The organism is Acidovorax sp. 62 (assembly GCF_002754495.1).
Classification (GTDB): Bacteria; Pseudomonadota; Gammaproteobacteria; order Burkholderiales; family Burkholderiaceae_C; genus Acidovorax.
This window is the reverse complement of sequence record NZ_PEFJ01000001.1, coordinates 3,798,108-3,810,761: the sequence shown is the minus strand read 5'-3', so window position 1 is coordinate 3,810,761 and position 12,654 is coordinate 3,798,108. Positions and strand designations below refer to the sequence as shown.

7 protein-coding genes are annotated in these 12,654 nt (G+C 66.1%); 4 read left to right on the top strand and 3 right to left on the bottom strand.

Features of this window, described 5'->3' with window-relative positions:
- Positions 1 to 17: 17 nt before the first annotated feature.
- Positions 18 to 1,388, bottom strand: a complete 1,371-nt coding sequence (locus CLU86_RS17055; RefSeq protein WP_099742438.1) for an ATP-binding protein — start codon at positions 1,386 to 1,388, stop codon at positions 18 to 20.
- Positions 1,389 to 1,414: 26 nt separating this feature from the next.
- Complete coding sequence (locus CLU86_RS17050; protein WP_099742437.1) at positions 1,415 to 2,176, bottom strand: response regulator; 762 nt, start codon at positions 2,174 to 2,176, stop codon at positions 1,415 to 1,417.
- A gap of 209 nt (positions 2,177 to 2,385) precedes the next feature.
- On the opposite strand from CLU86_RS17050, the gene CLU86_RS17045 reads away from it, so the two are divergent.
- A complete protein-coding gene (locus CLU86_RS17045) occupies positions 2,386 to 2,982 on the top strand; it encodes a hypothetical protein (protein WP_099742436.1) in 597 nt (198 codons plus the stop codon).
- A gap of 53 nt (positions 2,983 to 3,035) precedes the next feature.
- Entirely contained in the window at positions 3,036 to 4,055 is a 1,020-nt protein-coding gene (locus CLU86_RS17040) for an alpha/beta hydrolase (RefSeq protein WP_099742435.1), read from the top strand.
- A gap of 173 nt (positions 4,056 to 4,228) precedes the next feature.
- On the opposite strand, the gene uvrA is transcribed toward CLU86_RS17040, so the two are convergent.
- Positions 4,229 to 7,297, bottom strand: a complete 3,069-nt coding sequence (uvrA, locus tag CLU86_RS17035; RefSeq protein WP_099742434.1) for an excinuclease ABC subunit UvrA — start codon at positions 7,295 to 7,297, stop codon at positions 4,229 to 4,231.
- A gap of 218 nt (positions 7,298 to 7,515) precedes the next feature.
- On the opposite strand from uvrA, the gene CLU86_RS17030 reads away from it, so the two are divergent.
- Together CLU86_RS17030 and CLU86_RS17025 are read left to right on the top strand one after the other, a co-directional pair.
- Positions 7,516 to 11,187: an IPTL-CTERM sorting domain-containing protein gene (locus tag CLU86_RS17030; protein WP_158236343.1), complete on the top strand. Its 3,672-nt coding sequence runs from the start codon at positions 7,516 to 7,518 to the stop codon at positions 11,185 to 11,187.
- A gap of 203 nt (positions 11,188 to 11,390) precedes the next feature.
- Positions 11,391 to 12,452, top strand: a complete 1,062-nt coding sequence (locus CLU86_RS17025) for a helix-turn-helix domain-containing protein (protein ID WP_099743656.1) — start codon at positions 11,391 to 11,393, stop codon at positions 12,450 to 12,452.
- Positions 12,453 to 12,654 lie beyond the last annotated feature (202 nt).

Here is a 12,654-nt window from a genome sequence, read left to right as displayed (position 1 = left end):
CTGCGACCTGTTTTTACTCAAATCTTTGGGGCCAGACCCACAGGCAGCACCAGCCGCGCCCGCAGCCCTTGGACGGGGGCGCTGTACAGCTCCAGCCGCCCGCCGTGGGCGCGGGCCACGCGGTCGGCAATGGCCAGGCCCAGTCCGGCGCCGGGGCGACCGCTGCGGGCCGCCTCGCCCCGGGCAAAGGGCTGGCGTATGCGCTCTAGCTCGGTGGCGGGCAGGCCGGGGCCGTGGTCTTGCACTTCGATCCACACGGCATCGCCTTCGCTGCCCGTGCGCAGCACCACGGGCGCTGCGCCGTGTCGCCAGGCGTTCTCTACCAGGTTCTCCACCGCGCGGCGCAGGGCCTGGGGCTGCACGGGTGCAAGGGGCGGTGCGCCCAGTTCCAGCGCCACGCTGCGGCCATGGTCGGCCTGCGCCTGGGCAATGGCCTGGGCCAGGTCGTCCAGCGCGGCGGGCTGCGGGGGCTCGGCCTCTTGCATGCGGGCAAAGTGCAAAAACTGGCCGAGGATGGCGTCCATCTCGTCCATGCTGCGCACCATGCTGGTGGCCAGTTCGGGCTCGATCTGCGCGCCCGCAATCTCTACCCCCAGGCGCAGCTTGGTCAGCGGGGTGCGCAGGTCGTGCGACACGCCCGCCAGCATCAGCGCCCGCTCCTGGTCGGCCTGGGCCAGGCTGTGCGCCATGTGGTTGAAGCTGCGGGCCACGGTGGCGATCTCGACGGGGCCGTCCTCGGGCAGGGGCGCGGGCGGCTGGCCCCGGGCCAGGCGCTGCGCGGCCTGCACCACGCGCTGCAATGGCTGGTTGAGGTGGCGCTGCAGCCACCACGCGCCCACCAGCGCCAGCACCATGCTGGCCAGTGTGGCCATGAGCCAGGCCCCGGTGAACTCGCGCGTGGGGAAGACGCTGGGCAGATTGAGCCAGTAGGTTTCCGGCCCCTGCGCGCCCTCATGCACCACGCGCAGCGATAGCACGCCGCTGCTGTCGCGCCGCCAGACGGGATCTGCCGATGGGCGTGTGCCTTGCGCCTCGTCCAGTCGCTGCGTCACAGCGCGCACAAACTGCCGCTCCATGGGCGATAGCACGGCCCGCCAGTTGCCCGGTGCCGCCGCCCGTGCGTGGGCCTGCGTTTGTGCAGCCTGGGTGTTGAAGGCTTGCACAAAATCTTGCCGTTGCCCTGGCGGCAGCGCCTGCAGCCCGGCGCGGATGGCGGCTACGTTGCGCGCCACGCCATCGGCCACCTGCGCCACGCGGGGTTTGAGGATCATGTGCCGCACCAGCACCGCCGCGCACAGCTGGCCCAGCACGATGAGCACGGCCATCAGCAGCAGGTTGCGGCCCAGCAGGCTGCGGGGCCACAGGCCCCTGGGTGCAGGCGTGGGCATGGAATGGGGTACAGGCGCGGGCGCGTTCATGGCTTGCCCCCGCTGGCAGGCGCAGCCCCATCGGGCACAAACACATAGCCCACGCCCCACACGGTGCGGATGTGGCGCGGCTGGGCCGGGTCGGCTTCAATGAGCTTGCGCAGCCGCATGATCTGCACGTCAATGCTGCGGTCGGTGGCCGTGTGGTCGGGGCCATAGGCCAGGGCCATGAGGCGGTCGCGGCCCAGTGGGCGCTGCGGGTTTTGTGCCAGGGCCAGCAGCAGCGCAAATTCGCCGGTGGTGAGGGGGATGTCCGCACCGGCCTTTTCCAGCCGCCGCTCGGCAGGCAGCAGCACAAAGTCGCCAAACGCCAGTCGCCCCTGCAGCCCCAGCACCCCGTACACACCCTGCGGCCCGGTGTGCGCACCCAGCATGCGCTGGCGGCGCACCAGGGCCTGGATGCGGGCCAGCAGTTCACGCGGGTTGAAGGGCTTGGGCAGGTAGTCGTCGGCGCCCATCTCCAGGCCCACGATGCGGTCCACTGGGTCGCCCCGGGCAGTGAGCATCAGGATGGGAATGGTCTCGCCCTGCGCGCGCAGTCGCCGGCAGATGGACAGGCCGTCTTCGCCCGGCATCATCACATCCAGCACCAGCACGTCAAACCGCTCGCGCTGCAGCAACGCATCGAGTGGTCCACCGCCATCGACCGTGCGCACGGTGTAGCCCTGGTCGCTGAGGTAGCGCTGCAGCAGGGCGCGCAGGTCGGGCTCATCATCTGCGACCAGGATCTTGGCCAGGGTGTCGGTCATGGGCTGGGACAGCGTTGGAAGGGGAATGGTGGCAATGGTAGGCGTTGGCGCGTCTTTCGCCTCGGCAGCCATGACAAGGTATGACGGGGCCGCTGGCGTTTGTCATGGTTTGTCATACATCGGCCGTTTTCTGCCATCAATGGCTCACACCTGGGGGGCACAGTACAGCCATGCCGCATGACTAGGCATACCCCAAGGAGTTCATTGCCATGCCTTTGCTGACCCGCCCCGCTGACCCTGACCTGCTGCAACGCCCCGCGCTGGCCGCCGGTGTGTTTGTGTTCTCGGCCCTCACCGCGCTGGGGTTCAGCGCTGTGCTGGCGCTGGCCGCCCCGGCCGACGCCCAGGCCCGCACCCGCCACAGCGTGGAACACAACGCCGACGGCAGCACCGCCACCCACACCGGCGTGGCCCGCAGTGGCCCGAATGGCGCCGTGCTGCGCGGCCGCACCGCCACCGCCGATGGGCAGGGCAACGCCAGCGTGACCCGCCGTGGCGTTGCCGCAGGTGCGCAAGGCGGTGTCGCCACGCGCCAGGGCAGCACCACCCGCAGCGCAGACGGCAGCGCCAGCCACAGCGGCGCTGTGTCGGCCCAGAACACCCAGGGCAGCCTGCAAAGCAGCGGCGGTGCCACCCGCAATGCCGATGGCAGCGTGACGCAAGCGCGCACCTCGACCGCCACCAGCGCGGCCACCGGCAACAGCGTGCAGACGCAAGGCAGCTACAGCCAAGGCAGCGGCCTGAGCCGCAGCGCCACCTGCTACGACGCCAGCGGCACCGCCATGGCTTGCCCCGCCCGGCCTTGACGTCACCGCTTTTCCCCGCCGATCCACACCGTCCCCACCCCAGGAGCTTTGCCATGTCCCTGCGCCACCTTTTGACAGTGACTGCCCTCGCCGCGCTCACGCTGGCCACCGCCAGTGTGCAGGCCCAGACCACTGCACAAACCACTCCACAGAACGGTGGCCGCCTGCGTGCCCTGATCGCACAAAAGCAAGCGGCGGCTACCGAGGCCGCCCTGCCCACCGGTGTGCAGCGCATTGCCGATGTGCCCTACGGTACAGACCCTGCACAGCGCATGGACGTGTATGTGCCCACCAGCTCCACAGGCGCTGGCGCTGGCACGGGCACCAACAGCCTGGTGGCCAGTGCGGTGCGCGCACCCGTCATCTTCATGGTGCATGGCGGCGGCTGGCGGCATGGCGACAAGGCCATGGGCCGCGTGGTGCAAGAGAAGGTGAACCGCTGGGTGCCCAAGGGCTTCATCCTCATCTCCATCAATTACCGCATGCTGCCCGACGCCCCTGTGGCCGTGCAAGAGCGCGATGTGCAGGCCGCCCTCATGGCCGCGCAGCAGCGCGCAGGTACCTGGGGGGGTGACCCGAATCGCTTCATCCTCATGGGCCACTCCGCAGGGGCTCACCTCGTGTCCCTGCTCAATGCCCGCGCCCCGCAGGCCCTGCGCGAAGGCGCCTGGCCGTGGCTGGGCACGGTGTCGCTCGACAGCGCCGTGATGAACGTACCCGCCTATATGCGTGCGCCGCACATGCCGCTGTACGACGACGCTTTTGGCAGTGAACCCGCCTACTGGGTGGCGCTGTCGCCCTTTCACCAATGGACGGCGGGCGCACCGCCCATGCAGATGGTGTGCTCCACCGAACGGGCCGACCAGCCTTGCACCCAGGCCGATGCCATGGCCCGCCACGTGCGCAACCAGGGCGGCCGTGCCGAGGTGCTGCCGCAGGACCTGACCCACGGCGAAATCAACGCCCAACTGGGCCTGGAGAGCGACTACACCCAGGCGGTGGAGGTCTTCATGGGATCGCTGGACGCCGAGGTGGCGCGGCGGTTGCGGTGTGGTGCTGCCATTTGCTATTAAATAAATAGCTGCCAGCGCTTAATTTATAAGCGCTGGAGGCCATTTTTATTCAGATTTAGCCCGCAGATTTAGAGCGGTTAACACAACCCCGCGTAGCGGCCCTGGCTAGGCGTTCCGTCGCAGGCAGTACAAGCAGTACGACAAGACGGAACAACAACGCCAGGGGGGTTGTGTTAGCCGCTCTTAGCCCGTAGGTGTTGCGCCAGGTACGGCGCCAGATACCGCCCCGTATGGCTAGCCGGGTTGGCTGCCAGTTCCTCCGGCGTGCCCACGCCCACCACGGTGCCGCCGCCCGCGCCACCCTCGGGGCCCATGTCGATGAGCCAGTCGGCGGTTTTGATCACGTCGAGGTTGTGTTCGATGATCACGATGGTGTTGCCCGCATCGCGCAGCTGGTGCAGCACCTTGAGCAGCAGGTCGATGTCGGCAAAGTGCAGGCCGGTGGTGGGCTCGTCCAGGATGTAGAGCGTGCGGCCTGTGTCGCGCTTGCTCAGCTCCTGCGCCAGCTTCACGCGCTGCGCCTCGCCGCCCGAGAGCGTGGTCGCCGCCTGGCCCAGGCGGATGTACGACAGGCCCACATCCAGCAGCGTCTGCAGCTTGCGTGCGATGGTGGGCACGTCCTTGAAGTACGCCGCAGCGTCTTCCACCGTCAGCTCCAGGATCTGGGCGATGTTCTTGCCCTTCCACTGCACTTCCAGCGTCTCGCGGTTGTAGCGCTGGCCGTGGCACACGTCGCAGGGCACGTACACGTCGGGCAAAAAGTGCATCTCCACCTTCACCACCCCGTCGCCCTGGCAGGCCTCGCAGCGGCCGCCACCGGAGGACTGCGACACGTTGAAGCTGAAGCGCCCCGGGCCGTAGCCGCGTTCCTTGGCGGTGTTGGTCTCGGCCATCAGCTCGCGGATGGGGGTGAACAGACCGGTGTAGGTGGCCGGGTTGCTGCGCGGCGTGCGGCCAATGGGGCTTTGGTCGACGTTGATGACCTTGTCGAAATACTCGATGCCCACGATCTCTTCGTGCTCGGCCGGCTCTTCGTGCGCACGGTGCACTTGCCGCGCCACGGCGGCATACAGCGTGTCGTTGACCAGCGTGCTTTTGCCCGAGCCTGAGACGCCCGTCACGCAGGTGAGCAGGCCCACGGGGAAGTCCACCGTCACGCCCTTCAAATTGTTGCCCGTGGCACCCACCACGCGCAGCGCCTGCACGGCGCCCTGGCGCGCATGGTGCTCGGCCATGCGTTCGGCGCGGCGCTTGCTGGCCTCAGTCTGCGGAAAGCGCGACTTGGTCTTGGCTTCCACCACGGGCGCGGGCTGGTCCAGCACCGGCAGCCAGGGCGTGCGGCGCTGGGGCACGGCGATGGTGCGCGTGCCTGAGAGGTACTGGCCCGTGAGCGACTGCGCGTTGCCACGCACCTCGTCATAGGTGCCCTGCGCCATCACGCGCCCGCCGTGCACACCCGCGCCGGGGCCCATGTCGATCACATGGTCGGCGGCGCGCATCATGTCTTCGTCGTGCTCGACCACGATCACGCTGTTGCCAATGTCGCGCAGGTGTTTGAGCGTGGCGATCAGGCGGTCGTTGTCGCGCTGGTGCAGGCCAATGCTGGGCTCGTCGAGCACGTACATCACGCCCGTCAGGCCCGATCCGATTTGCGAGGCCAGGCGAATGCGCTGCGCCTCGCCGCCGGAGAGGGTCTCGGCGCTGCGGTCCAGGCTCAAATAGCTCAGACCCACGTCGTTCAAAAACTGCAGGCGCGTGGCGATCTCGCGCACCACCTTGTCGGCGATCTCGGCCTTGGCGCCGGTGAGCTGCAGGGCGCTGAACCACGCGTGGGCATCGCTCAGCGTGGCGTGGCTCACTTCGTAGATGGCACGGGCCTGTGTGCCTTCGCCCACCTTCACATGGCGGGCCTCGCGGCGCAGGCGCACGCCGTGGCATTCGGGGCAGGGCTGGGTGCTGCGAAAGCGTGCCAGGTCTTCGCGCACCACCACCGAATCCGTCTCGCGGTAGCGGCGCGCCATGTTGGGCAGGATGCCCTCGAACGGGTGCTTCTTGGTGTGCACCTTGCCCTTGGAGGCCCCACTGTCCATGATGTAGCTGAAGGCGATTTCTTCATCGCCCGAGCCGTGCAGGATGGCGTGCTGCACCGGCGCAGGCAGCGACTCAAACGGCGCCTCGATGTCGAAGGTGTAGTGCCGGGCCAGGCTCTCCAGCATCGCAAAGTAGTAGCCATTGCGCCGATCCCAGCCCTTGATGGCGCCGCTGGCCAGGCTGAGCGACGGGAAGGCCACCACGCGCGCCGGGTCGAACACCTCGCGCTGGCCAATGCCGTCGCACGCCGGGCAGGCGCCCATGGGCGAGTTGAACGAGAACAGGCGCGGCTCCAGCTCGGCCAGTGAATAGCTGCACACCGGGCACGCGAATTTGCTGCTGAACAGATGCTCCTGCCCCGTGTCCATCTCCAGCGCCAGCACGCGGCCATTGCCCTCGTTGCCACCCACGCGCAGGGCCGCCTCAATGCTCTCGGCCAGGCGCTGCTGCAGGTCAGCGCGCACCTTCACCCGGTCGATCACCACGTCAATGTCGTGCTTCTCGGTCTTCTTGAGCGCAGGCAGGTTCTCGTGTTCATAGATCTGCCCATCGACCCGAAAGCGGATGTAGCCCAACGCCTGCATCTGCGCAAACAGCTCGGTGAACTCGCCCTTTTTCTCGCGTGCTACGGGGGCCATGACCATGAGTTTGGTGTCCTCGGGCAGGGCCAGCACGGCGTCCACCATCTGGCTCACCGTCTGCGCCGCCAGCGGCAGGCCATGGTCGGGGCAGAACGGCGTGCCTGCACGGGCATACAGCAGGCGCAGGTAGTCGTGGATCTCGGTCACCGTGCCCACGGTGGAGCGCGGGTTGTGGCTGGTCGCCTTCTGCTCAATGCTGATGGCGGGCGACAGGCCTTCGATCAGGTCCACATCCGGCTTGTCCAGCCGCCCCAGGAACTGCCGCGCATAGGCCGACAGGCTCTCCACATAGCGCCGCTGTCCTTCGGCATACAGCGTGTCAAACGCCAGGCTCGACTTGCCCGAGCCCGACAACCCCGTGATGACCACCAGCTGGTTGCGCGGAATGTCCAGGTCGATGTTTTTGAGGTTGTGCGTGCGCGCCCCCCGGATGCTGATGCGCTGCTCGCGCAGGGCGCGGGCGAGGTAGAGGCCATCGGCGGCAGAGGAAGGGTCTTCGGGGCGGGTCACAACGGGCTTCTGAAGGGAAACCTCGCATCATAGGCCGGATGGCCTTCGGGGGCTGCGCGGCCTCTGGATTTGCGCACTTGGAGCATTGCAAAAAACAAATTGCAGCTTGCCCCTGCCTTTGCTAGCGTAATGACTTTATGAAACAACAAGGTCCGTCGCTCCCGATCGACCTGCCAATGCCCTCTGCGGGGGGCTCTCTTCTTTTCGTCTGAACGATGGTGAACTTTTCTTTTCGTCCCTGGGGCTGGATCCCCTCTACCGCGGTGCTCACTGGGGCCTTGGCAAGCGGCGTCTGCCACGCCGCAGCGCCCACGTATGAGGACTTTGACACCTACACCTATCCCGTTCCGGGTTCAACTGAGTACGTCAGCAACGCTTTCCTCTTCAACGACTGGGAATTCTCCGTACTCCGCCCAGATGGCCAGCTCGATCCCTACGCCATGTTGGCTGTCACCGACAACAACTCGAGCACCATGCTGGCCAATAATGGCGACCCCGCGCTATTGATGGACGGCGCCTCCAACAATTCTGGAACCGCCTTGGTGCTGAAGTCCGCCACGGGTGAAAAATTCAAGTTCAACGGTTTAACCGTGGAAGACTTCATCAGTAGCAGCCTGCTTTACCGTATCGTGGGGCTGCGTAACGGTAGCCCCGTAAGTGGTGCCGTCCAACTCTTCACAGCGCCCAGCAATGGGGCCACGAGCAATGGGCTCAATGTCCCGGTGTCTGGCTCCGCCTGGAACTACGTGGACGAAATCCGGATTGTTTTGCAGAACGGTGGCATAGGCGTCTCCCTGTTCATTGACGATATCAATGTCTCCGCAGGCATTTCGCCGGTCACGACCAGCATCTCCAGCGCCCAACTGTCGGCCGACAGCGGCACCTCTAGCACCGACTTCATCACCAACGTGGCCGCGCAAACCCTCAGCGGTGCCCTGTCGGCCAACCTGGCAGCGGGCGAGACGGTATCCGTGTCACTCAACAACGGCGGTAGCTGGACAGCCGCCACCGCCACAGTTGGGCAAAACACCTGGTCGCTCAGCGGCATCACGCTGGCCGGCAGCAACACCCTGCAAGTCAAAGTGGTCGACGCGGACGGTGCCAGTGGCCCGGTGTTTTCTCAAGCCTATGTGCTCGACAACACGGCCCCGACGGTCACGTTCAGCGGCCTTGCGTTCAGTGCCGACACCGGCGTCAGCAGCAGCGATTTCATTACCAACACGCCCGCCCAAACCATCACCGCCACCCTGAGCAGCGCCTTGGCTGGCAGCGACACGGTTTACGGCTCACTCGATGGCGGCGCGACCTGGACCGACATCACCAGCAAAGTCAGCGGCACCAGCCTGAGCTGGAACGGCGTGGTGCTGGCCCCTGGCAGCCAAACCCTACAACTGAAGGTGGTCGATGGGGCCGGCAACAACGGCAGTGTGCGCAGCCAAGCCTACACCCTGATGACCTCCCTCCCCAACACCCCCAGCACGCCCGTGCTGGCGGTAGACACCGGCATCTCCAGCACCGACCAACTCGTCAACCTGACCGCCCCCACTCTGCAAGGCACGGCCGACGCGGGCGCCACCGTCACGCTGTATGAAGGAGCAGACTCCCGCGGCAGCGTGACGGCGACCGGCGGGGTGTGGAGCCTGGCGGCCAGCGGCCTGGGCAGCGGCGCGCACACGCTCAACGCCCGCGCCAGCGATGTGGCGGGCAATGTCTCGGCCGCCTCGGCCAATGTCACCATCACCATCGACACCACCGCCCCTGCGGTGACCGCTGTGGCGGTGCCTGCCAACGGCACCTACCATGCGGGTGACACGCTGTACTTCACCGTGCAGCTGGACGAGCCTGTCTATGTGAGTACCAGCGGTGGTACGCCTCGCATCGCCCTCACCGTGGGCAGCACCACCCGCTATGCCGACTACGTGTCGGGCTCGGGCACCAGCGCCCTGCTGTTTGGCCACGCCGTGGTCACTGGCGACAGTGATAGTGACGGCATCACCGTCGGCGCCTTGGGCACCAACGGCGGCACCATGATCGATGCCGCAGGCAACGCAGCCAGCACCACGCTCAACAGCGTGGGCAGCACTGCCTCCGTGCTGGTCGACGCCCTGGTGCCCACCGTGGCCGGCGTCAGCGCTAGCACCGCCAATGGCAGCTACGGAGTGGGGCAAACCATCCTCATCACCCTCACCTTCAGCACGGCAGTCAACGTCAACACTGCCGGTGGCACCCCCACCCTGGCGCTCAACAGCGGCGGCGTAGCCACCTATACCAGCGGCTCTGGCACCAACACGCTCACCTTCACCTACACCGTGGGCGCCAGCCAAAACAGTGCTGATTTGGACTACACCAGCACCAGCGCACTGGCCCTGAATGGCGCCACAGTGACAGAAACCGGGGGTGCGCATCAAGCCGCTTCGCTCACGCTGGCAACCCCTGGCACCGCAGGCTCTTTGGGGGCCAACAAGAACATCGTGATCGATACCACGGCCCCTACCACCAGCGTGGCCTCGGCATCCTTTTCGGCCGATACGGGCAGCAGCAGCACGGACTTCATCACCAAAACGGCAGCCCAAACGATCAGCGGCACCTTGTCGGCCAATCTTGCGGCAGGAGAGTCGGTGTGGGTGTCTTTGGACAACGGCGCTTCTTGGGTTGGTGCTACGGCGACTGTGGGGAGCAACACATGGTCATTGTCTGGCGCGACGCTGATGGGCAGCAATACGCTGAAGGTTCGTCTGCAAGATGCCGCCGACAACGCAGGCGCAGTCTTGTCTCAAGCCTATGTGCTGGACACCACGCCCCCCGCAACCCCTGCGGTGAACTCGCAGAGCGTGCATAGCGTTACCCCTACGCTGACAGGCACTGCCACGCTGTCGGCGGGCGAGGTGCTGACGGTGGGTGTCGGTGGCGCCACTTACCAAGTCGTCCCGGTTGCAGGCAACTGGAGCCTGAACCTGGCTTTGGCCAGCCCCTTGAGCGGAACCCTGGCACTGAGCTACAGCACCACTTACAGCGTGACCGCCACAGCCACCGACTTGGCGGGCAATGCCGCTGTGGACGTGACGTCCAACGAACTGGCCATCGGCACCGCGCCTGCGTTGCCGGATGCACCCGCCTTCACCTCGGTCACGGCTGCAGACCGTTCTGTGACACTGGTCTGGAGTGTGCCTGCCGCCAACAACAGCGCTATCTCGACCTATGAGGTGACGGGCAGCCCTTCGGGCTCTTGCAGCGTCAATAGCGGAACCACCACCACTTGCACCATTGGCGGGCTAACGAACGGCACCAGCTACACCTTCAGAGTGCGGGCCACCAATGGCGTGGGCAACAGTGTGTTATCTGCTCCTTCGGCGGCTGTTGTGCCCAGGCTGCTGGAGGTCACTTCGCCAGCGCCCGGCATGACGGGCACGGCCAAGGCCACACTCAGCGGCGGCGGCAGCGCCTGCACTTTGGCGCCGTCCAGCGGATTTGCGGGCTTGTCGCATCCAGCCCCCGCAGGCAAAACCATGCCGTATGGCGAATACGCCTACCGCGCCACTGACTGCGCTACCTCGGTGACCATGACCCTGGAATACCCAGAGCCTCTGCCAACGGGCATCCAGTTTTGGAAATACGGCCCAGCGACGGTCGGTGCTACGGCGTTTGAATGGTTTCAACTCAGCGGCGTATCGGTCAGTCCAGACCGTCGCACGGTGACCTACACCATCCTCGACAACGGTGTGGGCGACTCTGACGCTGCTGTGGGCAGTATCGTGGACCCGATTGCGCCGATGTTGGGGCCAGTGGACCCCGCCGGTATTCCGGTGGACAACCCCTGGGCCCTGGCGTTGCTGTCAACTATGTTGGGTATGTTTGCCTGGCGCAGGCAGCGGCACGCGGCCTGCATTTGAGGGTAGTGGAGCAATTCACCAGATTTTATTGCTCCTAAATTGATAGCTTCTTGCGCTTGTAAATAAAGCGCTAGAAGCTATTTTTGCTTCAAACGCTGTGGGTGAGCCGTTGAGGTAGGCGCAGGCTGGTTTGTGGCCCTTTGGCATGCCCCGTGGCCCAAGCCCTGCGCGCCGGGCTGGGGGGCCACATAATCTGCCCCGCCATGACATCGCCCCAGCCATTGCCCTCCACCGTTTTCAAAACCGACCAATCGGACGGTGAAGAACGCTTTGAAGCCTGGCGCCAAAGCATTTCCGTGGTGTTCGACGTGGCGCCGCTCACGCCGCAGGCGGTGGATGGGTTTGATGCCTCGGTGCAGGCCACGCATCTGGGGATGTTGCTGTTGGGCGATCTGCATTTCAGCGGGCAGCAGTTTTCGCGGCAGCGGGCGCGGGTGGCGCGGGATGGGTTGGACCACTATCTGGTGCAGTGGTACCGCGGCGGCGGGTTTGTGGGGCAGTACGACGATGGCAAGGACATCGAGGTGCGCGCGGGCGACATCACGGTGCTGGACTTGTCGCGCACATTGCGCACCTTTGCCCAGCCTTCGCATGTGATGTCGCTCATCGTGCCCCGCGCGTTGGCCGATGAAGCCTTTGGCAGCAGGGCGCTGGACCTGCACGGAACGGTGCTGCGCACCGAGACGCCGCTGGGCGGTTTGTTCAGTGACCATCTTTTGTCTTTGCAGCGGCGCTTGCCCGCCATTGCGTTGGAAGATGCGCCCCAGGTGGCGCGGGCCAGCGTGCAGATGCTGGCGGCCTGTGTGCGGCCCGGTGCCGACACGCAGGCCCATGCGCAGGAGGCTGTCCAGGGCGTGGCGCTGGAGCGCATCCAGCGCCACATTGCACGGCACCTGGGCACCGCGTTGAGCCCGGAGGGGCTGTGCAACGAGTTCGGCATTTCGCGCAGCGTGCTGTACCGGCTGTTTGAGCCCTTAGGGGGTGTCGCTCACTACGTACAGCAACGCCGGTTGTTGCAGTCGTTTCACACCTTGGTCAACCCGGCCAGCCGTCGCTTGCGGGTGGCCGAGGTGGCGGCCCGCACGGGTTTTGCAAGCAACGCGCATTTCAGCCGCGCGTTCCGGGCAGCGTTTGGCATGTCGCCCAGCGATGCCCGGGCCATGGCCCTGTCGGCGGCGTCAGCGGGGGCCATGGCCGATGCGGGGGCGCATCCACTGTCCTCGGTGGAATACGCCACCTGGCTGCGCAGCCTGAAGGCGCGATAAAGAGGGGCGGCGGCCCCTTGGCCCTGCAGACCTTCACATCCTTTTGCGCTCCAGCGTCCCCTCCTGTCTGCGCACGGCCCTTTCCATCAGGGCTGGGACGTTCAGTCAACAAAGCGCAAACGCACAGGCAAATCGTGCACAAGGCAGCCCCTAGCATCGGGTTGGGTTCCGCCTGGCGGAGTGCTTGCGCAATGGGCTGCAG